15 protein-coding genes are annotated in these 18,796 nt (G+C 41.1%); 11 read left to right on the top strand and 4 right to left on the bottom strand.

The features are described 5' to 3' along the window. Positions 1-49 precede the first annotated feature (49 nt). From folP to folK, 4 genes are read left to right on the top strand one after another with little or no spacing between them, the layout of a single operon-like run. The gene (gene folP, locus N8M20_RS07940; protein WP_261080123.1) at positions 50-1,030 is read left to right on the top strand and encodes a dihydropteroate synthase; all 981 of its coding nucleotides are present in this window, start codon (positions 50-52) and stop codon (positions 1,028-1,030) included. A 1-nt stretch (position 1,031) separates the two neighbouring features. Then, the gene (locus N8M20_RS07935; protein WP_261080121.1) at positions 1,032-2,354 is read left to right on the top strand and encodes a bifunctional folylpolyglutamate synthase/dihydrofolate synthase; all 1,323 of its coding nucleotides are present in this window, start codon (positions 1,032-1,034) and stop codon (positions 2,352-2,354) included. Continuing rightward, positions 2,335-2,889 carry a GTP cyclohydrolase I FolE gene (gene folE / locus N8M20_RS07930; RefSeq protein WP_000380917.1) on the top strand — a complete coding sequence of 185 codons (555 nt, stop codon included), beginning with the start codon at positions 2,335-2,337 and terminating at the stop codon, positions 2,887-2,889. Before N8M20_RS07935 ends, folE begins: the two co-directional genes overlap by 20 nt. Positions 2,890-2,930: 41 nt before the next feature. Next, positions 2,931-3,743 carry a 2-amino-4-hydroxy-6-hydroxymethyldihydropteridine diphosphokinase gene (gene folK, locus N8M20_RS07925; RefSeq protein ID WP_261080113.1) on the top strand — a complete coding sequence of 271 codons (813 nt, stop codon included), beginning with the start codon at positions 2,931-2,933 and terminating at the stop codon, positions 3,741-3,743. 45 nt (positions 3,744-3,788) lie between these two features. Here the strand turns inward: folK and N8M20_RS07920 are convergent, their stop codons facing one another. Continuing rightward, on the bottom strand, positions 3,789-4,106 hold the full coding sequence (locus tag N8M20_RS07920) for a DUF960 domain-containing protein (RefSeq protein ID WP_000886035.1): 318 nt from the start codon (positions 4,104-4,106) through the stop codon (positions 3,789-3,791). Positions 4,107-4,344: 238 nt separating this feature from the next. Here N8M20_RS07920 and ccpA point away from each other — a divergent pair, with 238 nt between their 5' ends. Then, positions 4,345-5,355, top strand: coding sequence for a catabolite control protein A (ccpA, locus tag N8M20_RS07915; protein ID WP_001090627.1), 1,011 nt, complete (start codon positions 4,345-4,347; stop codon positions 5,353-5,355). A 51-nt stretch (positions 5,356-5,406) separates the two neighbouring features. On the opposite strand, the gene N8M20_RS07910 is transcribed toward ccpA, so the two are convergent. After that, positions 5,407-6,369, bottom strand: coding sequence for an asparaginase (locus N8M20_RS07910; protein ID WP_261080090.1), 963 nt, complete (start codon positions 6,367-6,369; stop codon positions 5,407-5,409). 65 nt (positions 6,370-6,434) lie between these two features. Between N8M20_RS07910 and N8M20_RS07905 the strand changes: the two genes are divergently transcribed. Continuing rightward, positions 6,435-7,826, top strand: coding sequence for a Cof-type HAD-IIB family hydrolase (locus N8M20_RS07905; protein ID WP_261080075.1), 1,392 nt, complete (start codon positions 6,435-6,437; stop codon positions 7,824-7,826). A gap of 146 nt (positions 7,827-7,972) precedes the next feature. Here N8M20_RS07905 and N8M20_RS07900 read toward each other — a convergent pair whose 3' ends face one another. Further along, positions 7,973-8,425 carry a universal stress protein gene (locus tag N8M20_RS07900; RefSeq protein ID WP_000079148.1) on the bottom strand — a complete coding sequence of 151 codons (453 nt, stop codon included), beginning with the start codon at positions 8,423-8,425 and terminating at the stop codon, positions 7,973-7,975. Positions 8,426-8,586: 161 nt separating this feature from the next. On the opposite strand from N8M20_RS07900, the gene N8M20_RS07895 reads away from it, so the two are divergent. The 4 genes from N8M20_RS07895 (at position 8,587) to N8M20_RS07880 (ending at position 12,641) form a co-directional block, all read left to right on the top strand. Beyond that, positions 8,587-8,880: a hypothetical protein gene (locus N8M20_RS07895; RefSeq protein ID WP_261080071.1), complete on the top strand. Its 294-nt coding sequence runs from the start codon at positions 8,587-8,589 to the stop codon at positions 8,878-8,880. A 154-nt stretch (positions 8,881-9,034) separates the two neighbouring features. Then, positions 9,035-10,249 carry a pyridoxal phosphate-dependent aminotransferase gene (locus tag N8M20_RS07890; RefSeq protein ID WP_000666455.1) on the top strand — a complete coding sequence of 405 codons (1,215 nt, stop codon included), beginning with the start codon at positions 9,035-9,037 and terminating at the stop codon, positions 10,247-10,249. 154 nt (positions 10,250-10,403) lie between these two features. Next, a complete protein-coding gene (gene rpmH / locus N8M20_RS07885; RefSeq protein WP_000831905.1) occupies positions 10,404-10,538 on the top strand; it encodes a 50S ribosomal protein L34 in 135 nt (44 codons plus the stop codon). Between the two features lie 138 nt (positions 10,539-10,676). Continuing rightward, complete coding sequence (locus N8M20_RS07880; protein ID WP_261080047.1) at positions 10,677-12,641, top strand: peptide ABC transporter substrate-binding protein; 1,965 nt, start codon at positions 10,677-10,679, stop codon at positions 12,639-12,641. Between the two features lie 366 nt (positions 12,642-13,007). On the opposite strand, the gene N8M20_RS07875 is transcribed toward N8M20_RS07880, so the two are convergent. Further along, a complete protein-coding gene (locus N8M20_RS07875; protein WP_261080036.1) occupies positions 13,008-14,852 on the bottom strand; it encodes an APC family permease in 1,845 nt (614 codons plus the stop codon). Between the two features lie 393 nt (positions 14,853-15,245). On the opposite strand from N8M20_RS07875, the gene N8M20_RS07870 reads away from it, so the two are divergent. Then, on the top strand, positions 15,246-18,796 hold a 3,551-nt coding region (locus tag N8M20_RS07870; protein WP_261080033.1), incomplete at its 3' end, for a MiiA motif-containing surface protein.

Here is an 18,796-nt window from a genome sequence, read left to right as displayed (position 1 = left end):
ATGCAATCGTGTCCATCTTTTTCTTTTTATGGTAAAATAGAGAAATAATATGGTGAAAAGCCTTGAGGGAGTGACCGATATGTCAACTAAAGCCAATCATGCAAAGACAGCTATTTGCGGAATTATCAATGTAACCCCAGACTCCTTTTCGGACGGTGGTCAATTTTTTGCTCTTGAGCAGGCGCTCCAGCAGGCTCGTAAATTGATAGCAGAAGGAGCCAGCATGCTTGATATCGGTGGAGAATCAACTCGGCCGGGAAGTAGCTATGTCTATGTTGAGATAGAAGAAGAAATCCAGCGTGTTGTTCCAGTGATCAAAGCTATTCGCAAGGAAAGTGATGTCCTTATTTCCATCGATACTTGGAAAAGTCAGGTAGCAGAGGCTGCTTTGGCTGCTGGTGCTAATCTAGTCAATGATATTACTGGACTCATGGGTGATGAAAAAATGGCTCATGTGGTAGCTAAGGCTAGAGCGAAAGTGGTCATCATGTTTAATCCAGTCATGGCTCGACCTCATCACCCTAGCTCGCTCATATTCCCTCATTTTGGATTTGGTCAAGCTTTTACAGAGGAAGAATTAGCTACCTTTGAAAAACTGCCAATCGAAGAGTTGATGGAGGCTTTCTTTGAACGAGCACTAGCGAGAGCAAATCAAGCTGGGATTGCACAAGAAAATATCCTGTTGGACCTAGGAATTGGCTTTGGTCTGACCAAGAAAGAAAATCTGCTTCTTTTACGGGACCTGGATAAACTCCATCAGAAAGGCTATCCAATCTTTCTCGGAGTGTCGCGCAAGCGGTTTGTCATCAATATTCTTGAAGAAAATGGCTTTGAAGTCGATCCTGAGACAGAGCTTGGTTTCCGCAATCGGGACACGGCTTCGGCTCATGTAACCAGTATCGCTGCAAGACAGGGTGTGGAAGTGGTGCGCGTGCATGATGTAGCTAGTCACAGGATGGCAGTTGAAATTGCCTCCGCTATTCGTCTGGCTGATGAAGCGGAAAATCTAGATTTAAAACAATATAAATAAGATGAAAGAATTTGAAAATAATCAGTGGATTGCTAACTACCGGACGGACCAACCGCATTTTGGCTTGGAACGCATGGTGGAACTGTTAGCTTTGCGTGGCAATCCCCATCTCAAACTCAAGGTTATTCATATCGGAGGAACCAATGGCAAGGGCTCGACCATTGCTTTTTTGAAAAATATGCTAGAAAAGATGGGGCTGAGAGTTGGTGTTTTCAGCTCGCCCTATCTCATTCATTACACAGATCAGATTAGCATCAATGGGGAATCTATCCCAGAGGCTAGACTAGAAGCCCTCATGGCAGACTATCAGTCTTTGTTGGAAGGGGAAGTGGCTGCCAATTTGAAGGAGACAACCGAGTTTGAGATTATCACAGCTTTGGCCTATGACTACTTTGCCTCAGAGCAAGTAGATGTGGCTATCATGGAAGTGGGCATGGGTGGACTTTTGGATAGTACCAATGTCTGCCAGCCTATTCTAACAGGCATCACGACTATTGGACTGGACCATGTAGCCCTACTTGGTGATACCTTGGAAGCCATAGCAGAGCAGAAAGCTGGTATTATCAAACAAGGTATTCCCTTGGTGACAGGTCGTATTGCTCCAGAAGCTTTGGCTGTGATTGACCGCATTGCGGAAGGGAAAGATGCGCCGAGACTTGCCTATGGGAAAGATTATCAAGTTAGTCACCAAGAGAGTGTGGTAACAGGTGAAGTCTTTGACTATACAAGTGTTGTCAGACAAGGTCGCTTCCAGACTGGCCTGCTTGGTTTGCACCAGATAGAGAATGCTGGGATGGCTATAGCTTTACTTGATACTTTTTGTCAAGAAGATGGTCGAGAGCTACCAGCTAATACCTTGCTTGCTCAAGCCTTGGAAGAAACAAGTTGGCCAGGGCGTTTGGAAATCGTGTCAAGAGATCCCTTGATGATTTTGGATGGAGCCCACAATCCCCATGCTATTAAGGCTTTATTGGCAACCTTGCAAGAACGCTTTGCGGATTATCGTAAGGAAATCCTCTTTACTTGTATCAAAACCAAGGCCTTGGAGGATATGTTGGACTTGCTGGGGGCCATGCCAGATACCGAGCTTACTCTGACACATTTTGACGATAGTCGGGCGACTGATCAAAGCGTGCTGAAAGAGGCAGCTAAGTCTAGAAATCTCAGCTACCAAGGTTGGCAGGATTTTCTAGAGCAGAAATTGACAGATAAAAAAGAAGAGAAAAAAACAGTTAGGATTGTCACAGGTTCCTTGTATTTCTTGAGCCAAGTGAGAGCCTATCTGATGGAGAGGAAAAACGAGAATGGATACACAAAAGATTGAAGCAGCTGTAAAAATGATTATCGAGGCTGTCGGAGAGGACGCTAACCGTGAGGGCTTGCAGGAAACGCCTGCTCGTGTGGCCCGTATGTACCAAGAGATTTTTTCAGGGCTTGGTCAAACAGCGGAGGAACATTTGTCAAAATCCTTTGAGATTATTGATGATAATATGGTGGTAGAAAAGGATATTTTTTTCCATACCATGTGTGAACACCACTTTCTACCATTTTATGGGAGAGCACATATTGCCTACATTCCAGATGGTCGTGTGGCAGGTTTGTCTAAGTTAGCCCGTACGGTTGAAGTTTATTCGAAAAAACCACAAATTCAAGAACGATTGAATATCGAAGTAGCCGATGCCTTGATGGAGTATCTAGGTGCTAAAGGAGCCTTTGTTGTCATTGAGGCGGAACATATGTGTATGAGCATGCGTGGTGTCAGAAAACCAGGCACTGCAACCTTGACGACAGTAGCTCGTGGTCTATTTGAAACAGATAAGGACCTCCGAGATCAGGCTTATCGTTTAATGGGACTATAAAAAAATCCGCTTGAAGCGGATTTTTCTAGAAAGGAATCATTATGGATCAACTGCAGATTAAAGATTTGGAAATTTTTGCCTACCATGGTCTTTTTCCGAGTGAGAAAGAATTGGGGCAGAAGTTTGTTATTTCCGCAATCCTATCCTATGATATGACCAAGGCGGCTACAGACTTGGATTTAACAGCCTCTGTCCATTACGGAGAACTGTGTCAGCAGTGGACGACTTGGTTTCAGGAAACAACTGAGGACTTGATTGAAACGGTAGCCTACAAACTGGTAGAACGTACCTTTGAAACTTATCCTCTTGTCCAAGAAATCAAGCTGGAACTGAAAAAACCTTGGGCGCCGGTTCATTTGCCACTAGATACTTGCTCAGTAACCATCCATCGCCGCAAGCAACGAGCCTTTATCGCTCTAGGAAGCAATATGGGGGATAAGCAAGCGAACTTGGAGCAAGCCATTGACAAACTGCGAGCTCGTGGCATCCATATTCTCAAAGAGTCCAGTGTCTTGACGACGGAGCCTTGGGGTGGTGTGGAGCAAGATAGCTTTGCTAATCAAGTGGTTGAGGTTGAAACCTGGTTGCCAGCCCCAGTTCTATTAGAGACCTTGTTAGCCATTGAGTCAGAGATGGGACGGGTGAGAGAAGTACATTGGGGGCCTCGTTTGATTGATTTGGACTTGCTCTTTGTAGAGGATCAGATTCTTTATACAGACGACCTCATCTTGCCTCATCCTTACATAGCGGAACGCCTTTTTGTCCTTGAGTCCTTACAGGAAATTGCGCCTCATTTTATCCATCCGACATTAAAGCAACCGATCCGCAACTTGTATAATGCTTTGAAAAAATAGAAAAAACTCTAGTTTTCAGTCGTTTGTAACTGAAGGCTAGAGTTTTTAAAATAGGTCATTTTCTTCTGGGAGGAGGATAGTCTCTCTACCGTCCATATCTAAAACCAGGACTCTCGGGGGATAAAGAGGGTCGAAGGGATGGTTAAAATCAAAATCAATGGCTGTAGGGAGATGTTGACTTGAGAAGTGGAAGGTAATTTTTCCTTGGTTATTGAGCAATTGAAACTCGAGTTCTTCCTCCAATTCAAAGACATTTTTTAAGAAATGGTCGATGATATACCAAAAAGAGTCAATGACATCATCAGGCAAGCTGGTAACAATGCCAAAACTAGCTGACCGCATGTGGGTATTGGTAAAAGCCATATTTTTGCCCCCTTTCTTTTTCCTTATCATACAGCAAATAGGATTAAAAATCAAGAAAAGGTGATTTTTTCTTCATAAACATAGCTTCCTATGAAATTTTTTTCAAACAATCTTCAAAAAATACTTGAAAGTGTTTACAAATAGTGATAGAATGGAATAAGTGGAATCATGAAAACGAAATTTTCATACCGTCTCTTTTTTTGGAGTCTCGTGAGGTATGATATAGAAAGGAAATGGAATGAATACAGACGATACAGTAACGATTTATGATGTCGCCCGTGAAGCAGGAGTTTCAATGGCGACAGTTAGCCGTGTAGTCAATGGCAATAAGAATGTAAAAGAGAACACCCGTAAAAAAGTGCTTGAGGTGATTGACCGTTTGGATTACCGTCCAAATGCAGTGGCGCGTGGTCTTGCAAGTAAAAAGACAACCACTGTCGGTGTCGTGATCCCCAATATTACCAATGGCTATTTCTCAACGCTTGCTAAAGGGATTGACGATATCGCTGAAATGTACAAGTACAATATCGTCCTTGCTAATAGTGATGAGGATGATGACAAGGAAGTTTCAGTTGTCAATACCCTGTTTTCTAAGCAAGTGGATGGTATCATCTTTATGGGCTACCACTTGACTGAAAAAATTCGTTCAGAGTTTTCTCGTTCTCGAACACCAGTTGTTCTTGCAGGAACTGTGGATGTAGAACATCAGCTTCCAAGTGTCAATATTGACTACAAACAAGCAACGATTGATGCAGTAACCTACCTTGCTAAAGAAAATGAGCGCATCGCTTTTGTTAGCGGTCCACTAGTGGATGACATCAATGGTAAGGTTCGTTTGGTTGGTTACAAGGAAGCCTTGAAAAAAGCAGGTATTTCTTATAGCGAAGGATTGGTATTTGAATCTAAATACACTTATGAAGACGGCTATGCCTTGGCAGAACGCTTGATTTCATCAAACGCAACTGCAGCAGTTGTAACAGGTGATGAATTGGCAGCAGGTGTCTTGAACGGTCTTGCTGATAAGGGTGTGTCTGTGCCAGAAGAGTTTGAAATCATTACTAGTGATGATTCACAAATCTCACGCTTTACCCGTCCAAACTTGACAACGATTGCCCAACCTCTTTATGACCTTGGTGCTATTAGTATGCGTATGTTGACTAAGATTATGCACAAGGAAGAGTTGGAAGAACGTGAAGTTCTCTTACCTCATGGTTTGACAGAACGTCGTTCGACACGAAAACGGAAATAGAAAAAATCAGGGAATCGTGAAGATTTCCTGATTTGTTTTTAGAGAAGAGACCTACCCTTCCATATAGTCTTTCAAAGCTGGCCCTGTTAGTCCGGCATTGAGGGCGATAAGGAGTTTCAAGCGGGCTTTTTGGGCGTTGAGTTCTTTAACAAAGAAGACGCCTGATTTTTGCAACTGTACGCCTCCACCCTGGTAGGCATAAACAGGCTCGGCAATACCGTTAAAGCATCGTGAAACCAGGGCGACTGGTATTCCTTTTTGCAGAAGGCTTTCTAATTTTTGAGCCGTTTCTTTTGGAATATTACCAGCTCCGAAGGCTTGGATAATCAAACCGTCCAATTGTTCCAAATCCAGCATATCAATCAGCTCATCTGTCATACCAGCATAAGCAGAGATGATAGGGACTAATCCTTGTATGTGATCAAGGTCAAAGCGAACACGGGGCTCAGCTGTTTTAAAGTAGAGGATTTCGTGTTTCATGATGAGGCCAAGTGGCCCGTGTGTTGGAGTCTGGAAGGTGCTGACGTTAGTCGTATGCGTTTTGGTAACATACTTGGCAGCGTGGATTTCATCGTTCATAACGACCAAAACTCCTTTGTCAGCAGCCCTGTCATCGCTAGCTACCCGCAAAGCACTTAGATAATTATAAACACCATCACTGCCGAGTTCGTTGGAGCTGCGCATGGCCCCTGTTAAAACGATAGGCATACGGGGAACTTCCATTGTATCAAGGAAATAGGCTGTTTCCTCTAAAGTATCGGTTCCGTGTGTAATCACTACCCCATCGTAGTTATCTGCTTCCTCTTTAATTTTCTGGTAGAGGGCTAGCATATGCTTGGGTTTGATATGGGGGCTTGGCAGGTTAAAAAAGTCTAGGGCATGGACTTGGATTCCGTTGAGGGGATTGGACACATGGTTCATGGGATTATCTGAACTCGTCACAACAGCGCCAGAAGCATCGGCTTGCATGGAAATAGTCCCACCCGTATGTAAAACAAGGATTTTCTTAGGCATGATTTACTCACTCTTTCTGAAATGTGGTATAATCATTGTATCACAAAAGGGGAGATTGGGATAGGATGGAAGTCAAAGCGGTTTTTTTTGATATCGATGGAACCTTGGTCAACGATCGCAAGAGTGTTTTGAAATCCACTAAGGACGCGATTAAAATTGTCAAAGAGCAAGGGGTACTGGTTGGCGTAGCGACAGGTCGAGGACCTTTTTTTGTTAAGAAATTGATGGACGATTTGGATCTGGACTTTGCGGTAACCTACAATGGCCAGTATATCTTTACTAAAGAAAGAGTCTTGTTTACGAGCCCGATTTCCAAGTTACATTTGCGCCAGCTCATTACGTATGCTAAAAAAGAGGGCAAGGAGATTGCCCTAGGGACCAAGGATGCCATGCTAGGTTCTAAAATCATGTCCTTTGGTTTGGGTTCTTTTTCCCAACGAATCAGTCGCTTCGTTCCCTCTGTTTTAACTCGAACAGTGAGTCATTCCTTTAATCGTATGGTCAGCAAGGTTGTTCCCCAAAAGGAAGAAGACCTGCTTCATCTGATGAATCAGCCTATCTACCAAGTTTTGATGCTGATGACACCGGAAGAATCTGAGAAGGCGGCAGCTGATTTTGAAGACTTGAAATTGACACGAAGCAATCCATTTGCAGCGGATGTCATCAATCAGGGAAATTCAAAATTGGAAGGTATTCGCCGAGTTGGGAAAGAATATGGCTTTGACCTCAACCAAGTCATGGCCTTTGGTGACTCAGATAACGACCTAGAAATGCTGGCTGGTGTTGGTATGTCGGTCGCTATGGGAAATGGTAGTAGCAGTGTTAAGGAAGTTGCTAAGCACATTACCACCAGCAATCAGCAAGACGGAATCCACAAGGCCCTGGAACATTTTGGTGTTCTGGCCTCAGAAAAAGTCTTTGTCAGCCGTGACTATCACTTCAATAAGGTCAAGACCTTCCACCACATGATGGATGAACGGACCCAAGAAGAACCTCGAGCTTGGGATTTAGAAGGTGCAACCCACAGGGCTGGCTTTAAAATAGAAGAATTGGTGGAGTTTGTTAGAGCTGCCAGCACTTCTGAAGAGGATTTTGGTCAAGCTCTATCGCAACTTCATCAAGCACTTGATAAGGCGGCAGATAAAGTAGCCAAGAAGACACCTGCTCAGCAAGATTTGATAGGGCAAGTGGATGCCTTGATTGACACGCTTTACTTCACCTACGGTAGTTTTGTCTTGATGGGGGTGGATCCAGAACGTATTTTTGATATTGTTCATCAGGCCAATATGGGGAAAATTTTCCCAGATGGCAAGGCTCATTTTGATCCAGTGACCCACAAAATCTTAAAACCAGATGACTGGGAAGAAAAATATGCTCCAGAACCCGCGATTAAAAAGGAACTGCAGCGCCAACTCAAGGCTTATGAACGCCATAAAGAGAGAAATAATACTCAATGAAAATCAAAGAGCAAACTAGGAAACTAGCCGCAGGCTGCTCAAAACACTGTTTTGAGGTTGTAGATGGACGTTGACGTGGTTTGAAGAGATTTTCGAAGAGTATAAATAGTAAACAAAAAGGAGCCCTGAGCTCCTTTTCTTTGTGACTATAAGGTTTTTTCTTGTTCTCTCACAACCAGCAAATCAACCTTAGCATGGCGGAGGATGTATTCAGATGAAGAACCGACCAAGAGGCGTTCAAAGGCGTTGAGACCAGTTGCGCCAACGAGGATGAGGTCCACTTCCTCAGCATCGGGAATAGTACGCGCCAAGAGGGTTTTTGGATTTCCCATTTCAATGACGATATGAACATCTGCCACACCAGCATCTTTAGCACGTTTTTCGTACTCTTTCATCAGACTTTCAGCGTCGACTTGGAGTTCTTCGTAAACTTCAGCATCAAAGGTGGATACGCTTTGGAGAGCGCGTGTGTCAATGACATGTGCGATGGTGAGTTTAGCGTCGTTTCGTAGGGCAGAATGAACTCCCTTGACAAAAGCTAAGTCCGCTTCCTTAGAACCATCGATTGCGACCATGATATTTTGGTAACGTTGTGCCATAATGAAACCTCCTGAAATTTTCTTACTATAATTGTAAACCTTTTCACTATAGAAGTAAAGCAAAAAAAGTATTTTTCAAAAGAATGTTAGTGCTTAAAATCTATATAAATATATGATAAAATAAAAGAAAGGATAGCAGGAAAGAAGTGAAGGGAGGGAGAATGATGAAAAACTCTTTTCAAAAATCAAATTTCCTTTATTATGGAATTATCCTAGTGTCGGTCTTGGTAGAAGTTATCATGATCTGGCAATTAGAGAGTCTGGTACCGCTTATTTATCCAGGGTTTATCGGCTTTTTAGTCTTTCATTTACTCTACCATCTAATCTTATTCCTAGTTGCAAAACGAAGTGGACGCTTAGATTACTTGATGATATGGGGGCTTTTCCTCATGTTAAATCTTCTCTATGACTCCTTTTTAGGCTTGCTTTTTCTAGGTTTATCTTTTGGTATGTGATGTGTTTTGGCAAAACACCTGCTATCTCCCCTGTTTGCCCTCGCTTTTAGCGAGGCTTTTCTTCTGTAGGATTTTAGTAACACATTTCAGTAAACTTGTCGCATTTTCTTTCTAGTGGTATAATGTTACTATCCTGATGAATTGAGGAAACAAGATGAAAGAATATAACAAATCTAGTAAGTTAGAGCATGTTGCTTATGATATCCGTGGTCCTGTTTTGGAAGAAGCCATGCGGATGCGAGCAAACGGAGAAAAGATTTTACGTCTGAATACAGGAAATCCAGCAGAATTTGGCTTTACAGCGCCAGACGAGGTCATTCATGACTTGATTATGAATGCGCGTGATAGTGAAGGTTATTCTGACTCCAAAGGGATTTTCTCAGCCCGTAAGGCTATCATGCAGTATTGCCAATTGAAGAAATTCCCAAACGTAGATATTGATGATATTTACCTTGGAAATGGTGTCAGTGAGCTGATTGTCATGTCCATGCAGGGGCTTTTGGACAACGGGGATGAAGTCTTGGTGCCTATGCCAGACTATCCTCTCTGGACAGCAGCTGTCAGCCTAGCTGGAGGAAATGCTGTTCACTATATCTGTGATGAAGCTGCAGAATGGTACCCAGATATTGACGATATCAAGTCAAAAATCACTTCCAATACCAAGGCAATCGTCCTTATCAATCCAAACAACCCAACTGGAGCCCTTTATCCTAAGGAACTCTTGTTGGAGATTATTGAGATTGCTCGCCAAAATGATTTGATTATCTTTGCGGATGAAATCTATGACCGCATGGTCATGGATGGGCATGTGCATACGCCTGTGGCGAGCTTGGCACCAGATGTCTTCTGTGTCAGCATGAATGGTCTATCAAAATCCCACCGTATTGCTGGTTTCCGTGTGGGTTGGATGGTCTTGTCTGGACCTAAGACTCATGTCAAGGGCTATATTGAAGGGCTCAATATGCTATCCAATATGCGCCTTTGCTCTAACGTTTTGGCCCAACAAGTCGTACAAACTTCACTTGGAGGTCATCAGTCAGTCGATGAATTGCTCCTTCCTGGTGGACGAATTTACGAGCAAAGAAACTTCATCTACAATGCCATTCAAGATATCCCAGGTTTATCTGCGGTTAAACCCAAGGCTGGACTCTATATCTTCCCTAAAATCGACCGTAATATGTACCGTATCGATGATGATGAACAGTTTGTCCTTGATTTCTTGAAGCAGGAAAAGGTTCTCTTGGTTCATGGTCGAGGCTTCAACTGGCAGGAACCAGACCACTTCCGTATCGTTTACCTTCCTCGTGTTGATGAACTAGCCCAAATCCAAGAAAAGATGACTCGTTTCTTGAAACAGTATCGTAGATAGGGCTTACATTCGAAAAAGCGCCAAAAAGCTGGAAACATTTGCCTAGAGCTATTGACAAAAGTGAAAGAATCAGATAGAATAGTAAAGTATGTTTAGTAACTGATCACTTTATAGCCGGCTAAACGAATACAAAATCTATGAGGAGGTATTCATCGTGAAACGTACTTATCAACCAAGTAAACTTCGTCGTGCGCGCAAACACGGATTCCGTAACCGTATGTCAACTAAAAACGGTCGTCGCGTATTGGCAGCTCGTCGTCGTAAAGGACGCAAAGTTTTGGCTGCATAATCCAAACGAACCATAACAAAAATCAGTAGGAACTCGAGTCTACTGATTTTTATTTTTGTAAAAAAGTTCAAAAAGACTTTATATTTTTGCTCAAATAGTGTATAATATTTCACATACTGTGAAAAATGGAGAATAATCATGAAGAAATCAAAAGTTATGCTTTTTGGAGCTATGGCTTTGACAGCAGGTCTAGCTCTAGCGGCATGTGGGTCATCCCAATCAAGCAATGCAGACAAGACATACTCTTATATCTTTGTCAGCAACCCTGATACCTTGGATTACATTACCTCTACACGAGACTCTACATCTAGTATCACAACCAACTTGATTGATGGGTTGTTGGAAAATGACCAGTATGGCAATCTCATTCCATCTATGGCTGAGTCATGGACAGTGTCAAAAGATGGCTTGACCTACACTTATAAAATCCGTCAGGGAGCTAAATGGTACACTTCTGAAGGAGAAGAGTATGCGGATGTAACGGCTCATGACTTTGTGACAGGTCTCAAGTATGCGGCTGATAAAAAGGCTGAAAACTTGTACTTGGTACAAGACTCTATCAAGGGTCTAGCAGACTATGTTGAAGGACAATCATCCGATTTTGGAACTGTTGGTGTTAAGGCAGTGGATGATTACACGCTACAATACACTCTCAACCAACCTGAGACTTATTGGAACTCTAAAACAACAGCAAGTATCCTTAATCCTGTAAATGAAGCCTTCTTGAAGTCTAAGGGAGATGACTTTGGAAGTGTAACACCATCAAGTATCTTGTCAAATGGTCCTTACTTGTTTAAATCTTTCTCATCAAAATCTTTGATTGAGTTTGATAAAAACCCTAATTACTGGGATAAGGACAATGTTAAAATCGAGAAAGTGAAACTCTCTTTCTTTGACGGTTCTGACCAAGACAGCATTGCTAGAGGTTTCTTGGATGGTAATTATACAGATGGCCGTATCTTCCCAACAAGCTCAGTCTTTGCTGAACTCAAGAAGGGGAATGAGGACAAGATTACCTACACACCACAAAACTCAGTTACTTTCTATTATCTTTTCAACGTTAATCGTCAAAGCTACAAGCAAACTATGAAACAGTCTGATAAGGAAAAGACAGATTCACGCGCAGCTATGCAGAATAAAGATTTCCGTCAGGCTATCAACTTTGCCTTTGACCGTCATGCTTATGCAGCACAGACAAATGGTGAAGATGGAGCAGACCGTATCTTGCGTAACACAGTTACACCAAGTAACTTTGTCCAAGTTGGCGATAAGAACTTTGGTGACATTGTCAATGAGAAAATTGTCAACTACGGTAAAGATTGGGCAAATATCAACCTAAACGATGGTAAGCAAGCCTTCTTGAATCCTGAAAAGGCCAAAGAGAAGTTTGCTAAGGCTAAAGAAAGTCTGCAAGCTCAAGGAGTAACCTTCCCAATTCATTTGGATATGCCAGTTGACCAGACTGCTAAGTTAGATGTGCAACAGGCCGGATCTTTCAAACAAACAGTGGAAGAAACCCTTGGTAAGGAGAATGTAGTCATTGATGTTATCCAACTTTCTCCAGATGAAAAAGACCAGGCGACCTACTTTGCAGATACGGCAGAACAAAAAGACTACGATATCGACATCTCAGGATGGGGTGGAGACTATTCAGATCCTAAGACTTACCTAGCGATCCTTGATCCAGAAACAGGTTCTCAGTTGAAAAACATGGGCTTGTCTGAAGGAAAAGACAAGGAAGTCAAGGACAAGATTGGTCTTTCTGACTACAAGAAACTCTTGGATCAGGCTGATGCGGAAATCACTGATACTCAAGCTCGCTATGAAAAATATGCTGAAGCCCAAGCTTGGTTGACAGATAGCGCCTTGTTCCTGCCAGTTCAAAGTGGTGGAGCCAACCCAATCTTCCGTAAGACTGTACCGTTTACAGGACCATTCTCATTCGTTGGACACAAAGGAGATGCAGACAACTATAAATATGTTGAATTGCAAAAAGAGCCAGTAACTGCTAAACAGTACCAAGAACTTTATGAAAAATGGCTAAAAGAAAAAGCTGAGTCAAATAAAAAAGCTCAGGAAGATTTAGCTAACCATATTCAATGATATTTCTAGTCACGCTTTTCAGTTAAGCATAGTGGCTGGATTCAGAAAAAGCCCTTGCCAGACGCTTCTTGCTTCTGGTAGGGCCTTTTCTTTATGTTTGATGCTCAATGAAAATCAAAGAGCAAACTAGGAAGCTAGCCGCAGGTTGCTCAAATCACTGCTTTGAGGTTGGGTTGTAGATGAAACTGACGAAGTCAGCTCAAAACACTGTTTTGAGGTTGCAGATAGAACTGACGAAGTCAGTAACATATATACAGTAAGGCAACGCTGACGTGGTTTGAAGAGATTTTCGAAGAGTATAAGCATAGTGTATGGATTTTAAAAAAGACCTTACCAGACGCTTTTGATTCTGGTAGGGCCTTTTCTTTATTCTTTTAAGTGATAAGAGTAGCTAGCGACAACGACGTCTTGATGCCAACGGAGGGCGTATTTGAGTTTGAGACTCATCTGATTATGCAGGATATTTTGCCAAGGTTTATTAGGGATAAACTGGGGTACCAGGACAGTGACTGTATAGTTCTTTTTCTGGGCATCCTCAGAGATCCGTTTGACATACTTGACAGTAGGGGTGATGATGTCGCGGTAGCTGGTCTTGATATTTTTCAGAGTAATGGTTGGGAAGTAATCGACAAATTCTTGGAGAATTTCTTGGTCTTTTTCTGCTGTTTCCTTAGTAGAAATGTGCATGGCTAAGACTTCATCACCGATACTTTGAGCGTAGTTAATGGCTCCAACACTTACGCGGGTAACATTTCCTACTAGGACGAGGACAAGATTGCCATCGTAGGTACGTTTTTCGATGCCTTCATAGAGTCGCAGTTGTTGGGCTACTTTTTGGTAATGACTGTGAATCGCCAAGAAGAGTAGAGTGAGTACGAGAATAATCGGGAAGAAAGGCCAGATATCACTGAGACGGAAAAAGAGCAGGATCAACACGATAGCGTAGCAAATGATTGCCCCAAGGATATTAGCAAGAGCAGGTTTTAAGAAGTTGGTCCCTTTTTCCTTTTTCCAATGACGAATCATCCCAGTCTGAGATAGGGCGAAGGGAACGAAGACCCCGATAGTATAAAGAGGAATCAAACGTTCGGTATTGCCATTAAAAATGAGAAGAAGAATCATAGCCCCAAAAGCCAGAGTTAAAATTCCATTAGAGTAGCCTAGGCGGTCTCCTTTTTCCATAAAGAGATGGGGCATGTATTTGTTTTTAGCCATATTGTAAGCTAGCATAGGGAAGGCCGAAAAGCCAGTATTTGCAGCTACAGCCAAAATCAAGGCTGTGGAGAATTGGAAGATATAATAGCCAAGGTGGCCAAAGAAGGAAGTGCCAAGGATGCCTTGAGCCATCTGTGAAAGAATAGTTTCTCCGTGTTGAGGCATAATCCCCATCCAGTAGTTTAGGAAGGTGATACCAGCAAAAAGGAAACCTAAAATCAGTGACATAATGGTCAAGGTTTGAGCGGCATTCTTTTCTTTTGGAGCCTTGAAAAAGGGAACGGCATTTGAAATAGCTTCAACCCCTGTCAGAGAGGCAGAACCACTGGTAAAGGCTCTTAGAATGAGAACGATAGACAGACTCGGTACAGCATGCCCGATAGGAGAAGTTGCCTGATAGCTGAGGGAACCTGTCACTAGTTGAAAAATTCCATAGAGCAAGAGAAAGACAGTACTGATGATAAAGAGATAGACAGGAATCATCAGTGAGCTGGCAGATTCTTTCAAGCCCCGTAAGTTCAAAAGCATAAGCAAGCAAACCAGAAAAATGGAGATGTGAAGGTTGTAAGGGTGGAGGGCAGGGAGAGCTGCTGTGATAGCGTCCGCTCCAGATGATACCGATACCGCCACAGTCAGCATGTAGTCAACCAGCAGACTACCTCCAGCGATCAAGCCTAGCTCGGGAGATAGATTTTCTCGAGTAACCATATAGGCCCCTCCTCCTTGAGGATAGGCATGGATGATTTGACGGTAGGAAACGGTCAGGCTGGCCAGAAGTAGGAGGACAAAAAGGCCGATAGGAAGGCTCCACCATATAGCAAGAGGAGAGAGACTAGCCAAGACGAGGACTACTTGCTCAGGCCCATAGGCAATGGAAGATAGAGCGTCGCTTGACAACATGGCCAAGGCCTGCATTTTTCCCAGCAGTCCCCCCTCGCCTTCGGTTAAGGACTTAAGAGGACGACCTATAAAGGTCTGTTTTAATTTTGTAAACATGGTATTTTCCTTTTCTGAAAATTTCAATAAGTGCTATTATACTGCTTTGAAGGGGCATCGTCAAGCAGGGATGATGGTTTTGTTCGGAATAAATTGGAGGTGAGGAGGGCTCGAGAAACCTCAAATGGATTATGTTATATTCTTGGATAGAAATCAATTAAAATTCATAAAATGGTATAAGCGATTATAAATAAAAAAATAGCAAATAGGGTAAATTTCTCCGCACTCTAAATAATGAAAAAAATTAGGTTAAAAGTGGACGGGGGGGGGATTTCATGCTATAATGTACGTGAATTCTTATTTCCTAAAATGAAAATACCATAATAAAATATCATTATTATTTATCAGATTTTTGAATAAGAAGAAATAAAAATAAAAAATGGAGATCAAATAATGAAGTACAAGAGAACTCAGAAACGCTCTAAGCAGATGTGGCAGCGTGTGGAAAAATTTTCGATTAGAAAGTTTAGCTTTGGAGCAGCGTCGTGTTTGATTGGGGCATCTTTAGTTGGGGTAGCTATAAATCCGAACATTGTAGATGCGGCATTTAAACAATTAAATGGCGAAGACGGTATTGTATCGTTATATTCTAATTCTGGAGAAACTCCTGAAAGTGCAGACGGTATTCAAATTGGATCAAAAGTAAATGTAGATAAAGAAATTGGAATCGATGTAGACTGGTCACAATACACTCGCGAAAATCCAATTGTTAAAGTAACTTATACTTATAACGGTGGAGCTGATGGAAGTAGTGTAACTGGATTTGGAGGACACCGTCCACGTTTTTGGTTCACAACACCGATAGGATTAAAAGAACCTAAAGAAATTACATTAAAGAAAAATGATGGACGTCCAGTTTATGTAATGGAAAGCTGGAATAAAAATAAAAAATTCGGTTCGTTATCAAATTCGATTAATTCACGTTTCCAAACAGAAGATGACATCAATAGAGCTTATACAACACCTGATTTCCACGGTAATGATACTAAGTGGGAATCTTATAATGAAACAACAGGTGAATCTTACCGAGAATATAGCGGAAGTTTTGCGAATAAGTTTTGGTATCATATTGGGGATAGAATCTCAGATGATCCATATGAACAAGCAATTTATGAGAACTTCCGTACAAACACAAAAACGATGTATGTCGATTGGGAACGTGGAGGAATTGAAAGAGCTACGATAACAGCCGTATATGAAGTTGCCGATCCAACTTTCGGTAATGATCGTAGTACTTTAGAATTTGGAGCAGGTTTTAGGGTTGGGATTGCTCGAATGATGCAACATTACAAAACTGTATTAGCACCAGTTCCAAGTCTATATAAATTAAATGAAATTTTTGAACCATCAACACCAACTCGTGCTACAGTAGGAAATCCAAATAAATTAACAGAGAAAGAAAAAAATATTGTTAGAGATAGAATTTGGAGTGCAAATAAAGAAAATGTAACTTCAGTAGCAAGAACAGGGAAGAATAAATTAATAGAAAACCTTAAAAGTGAAGACAAAACAGAATCGATTCTTATAGATGATGATGGAACAGCAACAATTATTTATTCTGATAATAGTAGAGATGTTATTCCAGGTACATCGCTTGTTTATAAAGTGACAGAAACAAACACGCATAGACAGGGTAATGGATATGAGTATGACATTGCGCCAGTACCTGTGAAAAATATGGATCAAATAACTGAAGAAGAAAAGAAAGCAGCTATCAAATCATTTTTAAAAGCAAATGGAATCGGAGTAGAGAATTTACAGTATCACAGTGGTAAAAGCGACCTTGATTTCGAGGGTGGAATACTTCAGGATGACAAGGGAAATAAATGGTTTGCCTATGATGATAATACAGCAAATGCCAAAAATATAGGAACACATATAGGGTTTAAACCAAACAGTTCTACTGTCATGTTATCAAGAGATGCAGGATACTCTGGAGTATACACTATTCCAACTTCAGACCTTTATTATAAAGAGGGAACTAGTGCGCTAGATTTAGCTAAAAAGGATGCTGAAGCGGCAATTGATAATTTAAATTATTTATCTCCAAAAGAAAAACAAGCATTTAAAGAAAAATTAAAAGATAAAACGACTCAAGAAAGTGTCAATGCTGTTGTAGAAGAAGCTGTTGCTAAAAATAGTGAAAATGAGAAAGCATTAGAAACTAAAAAACGTGAAGTGAAGGAAAAAATTAATAACAATCCTTACTTAACAACAGCAGAGAAAAAAGAACTAGTAGATCAAGTATCGGCAGTAGTAATGACAGACCCAACTGAAGGGACTGCTACTCCTATTGAACATACAAAAGGTCTTGTCGATAAAATTTTAGACAAAGCATTAGAAAAAACAAAAGAAAAAGCAAAAGCGATCATTGATGAAATCGATAAAAATGGTGGGCAAGCAGGATATTTAGAAAATCCAACAGCAGCTCAGTATAAAGAACAAATTCAAAATGCTACTACACAGGAAGCAATTGCTAAAGTAATTGAAGATGCGCTAAATCAAAAATCTAAAAAAACTCATGATGCTGAAAAAGCTAAAACTGATGCTTTAAAAGATGAGTATAAGAAGAAAATTGATCAAGTTCCTGGTCTAACAGATGCTCAAAGAGATGAGTATAAGAAACAAATTGATGCAGCAACAACAAGAGATCAATTGGAAGATATTGTGAAGGATGCGGAAGTAAAAGCGTATCGTGATACAGCAAAAGCAAAAATTGATGCGCTTGAACACTTAAATGCTGCACAAAAAGCAGAATTGAAAACACAAGTTGATGCTGCAGGAAACAAAGCTGAAGTAGATAATATTGTGTCAATTGCTCAAGGTTTAGATTCTAAAATGGATTCTCTACAAAAATTAGTAGAAAAAGCTAAAGAAGTTAAAGGATCTGAAAAATATAATACAGCAACTCAAGATAAGAAAGATGCTTTTGACACAGCAAATGCTGCTGCTTCAAAAGTAGCTGATAAAACAACGGCTGAGCCAGAAAATGCAGCTGGCACATCAGAAGTAGCTACTTTAATTGACAATTTAGCAAAAGCTATAGAAGCTCTTACAGGTGAAAAAGTTGCTGTTCCTGTATCTAAAGATGCTTTGAAAGCAGAACTTGACTTGAACACAGATGATGCGGTTAAAAAATCACCAGCTTATGCTAAAGAGACAGATGCTGCTAAGAAAAAAGCTTACGATGATGCTTTAGCAAATGCTCAAAAAGTGTATGATAAGCAAGATGCAACACAAACAGACGTAGATAATGCACTAGAAACACTAAAACAAGCACGTTTAGCTTTGTCAGGTAAAGCAGAAGACTTCACTTTAGCAGTGAAAGATGGAGCAGCAAAAATATCTGTTGTACCTAAAGTAGGAGAAAGCTTAACAGAACAAGCCGATAAAGATGCAGTAAAAGCTCAAGTAACAGCAAACGGTAACGATTTAGATGATACTTATTCTGTAGAATACGGAGCTATTGCAGAAAAAGGCGATAAGAAAGTTGTACCAGTAACAGTCACTCACGATGGTATTACAAGAACAGTTGATGTACCAGTAGAAGGAACTGATGCTGCGAAATCTCCACTAAATGATCCAGAAAAAGTAAAAGTTAATAATGTTGCTAATCTATCAGAAGATGAAAAAGCAGCCGTTAAAGCAGCAGTTAAGAAAGCAAACACAAACTTAACTGATAATCAAATTTCAGTAGACAATACAGGGAAAGTAACTGTAACGTACTCTGACAAATCACAAAATGAACTGCCTGCATCTAAGACTGTAGAAGCGAAAACTGAAGCAGAAAAATCATTAGACAAAGCTAAAGAAAAAGCGAAAGCGGACTTAACAGAAGCAGCTAACAAAGAAAAAGCAGAAATTGACGCAGATAAAAACTTAACAGATCAACAAAAAGCAGATAAGAAAGCAGAAGTAGATAAGGTTAAGAAAGCTCAAGAAGA

The sequence above is a fragment of the Streptococcus mitis genome (assembly GCF_946190275.1).
Lineage (GTDB): Bacteria > Bacillota > Bacilli > Lactobacillales > Streptococcaceae > Streptococcus > Streptococcus mitis_DC.
This window is presented reverse-complemented; position numbering and strand designations above follow the sequence as displayed.

What these genes read in the sequence shown, in the direction of transcription:
- N8M20_RS07920 (WP_000886035.1), bottom strand. Translation starts at nt 4,106, where the DNA reads ATGGCTTTTACCAATACCCACATGCGGTCAGCTAGTTTTGGCATTGTT.
- N8M20_RS07890 (WP_000666455.1), top strand. Translation starts at nt 9,035, where the DNA reads ATGAAAGAATATAACAAATCTAGTAAGTTAGAGCATGTTGCTTATGAT.
- N8M20_RS07900 (WP_000079148.1), bottom strand. Translation starts at nt 8,425, where the DNA reads ATGGCACAACGTTACCAAAATATCATGGTCGCAATCGATGGTTCTAAG.
- folP (WP_261080123.1), top strand. Translation starts at nt 50, where the DNA reads ATGGTGAAAAGCCTTGAGGGAGTGACCGATATGTCAACTAAAGCCAAT.
- N8M20_RS07880 (WP_261080047.1), top strand. Translation starts at nt 10,677, where the DNA reads ATGAAGAAATCAAAAGTTATGCTTTTTGGAGCTATGGCTTTGACAGCA.
- N8M20_RS07905 (WP_261080075.1), top strand. Translation starts at nt 6,435, where the DNA reads ATGGAAGTCAAAGCGGTTTTTTTTGATATCGATGGAACCTTGGTCAAC.
- N8M20_RS07875 (WP_261080036.1), bottom strand. Translation starts at nt 14,852, where the DNA reads ATGTTTACAAAATTAAAACAGACCTTTATAGGTCGTCCTCTTAAGTCC.
- folE (WP_000380917.1), top strand. Translation starts at nt 2,335, where the DNA reads ATGGATACACAAAAGATTGAAGCAGCTGTAAAAATGATTATCGAGGCT.
- ccpA (WP_001090627.1), top strand. Translation starts at nt 4,345, where the DNA reads ATGAATACAGACGATACAGTAACGATTTATGATGTCGCCCGTGAAGCA.
- N8M20_RS07895 (WP_261080071.1), top strand. Translation starts at nt 8,587, where the DNA reads ATGATGAAAAACTCTTTTCAAAAATCAAATTTCCTTTATTATGGAATT.
- N8M20_RS07910 (WP_261080090.1), bottom strand. Translation starts at nt 6,369, where the DNA reads ATGCCTAAGAAAATCCTTGTTTTACATACGGGTGGGACTATTTCCATG.
- N8M20_RS07935 (WP_261080121.1), top strand. Translation starts at nt 1,032, where the DNA reads ATGAAAGAATTTGAAAATAATCAGTGGATTGCTAACTACCGGACGGAC.
- folK (WP_261080113.1), top strand. Translation starts at nt 2,931, where the DNA reads ATGGATCAACTGCAGATTAAAGATTTGGAAATTTTTGCCTACCATGGT.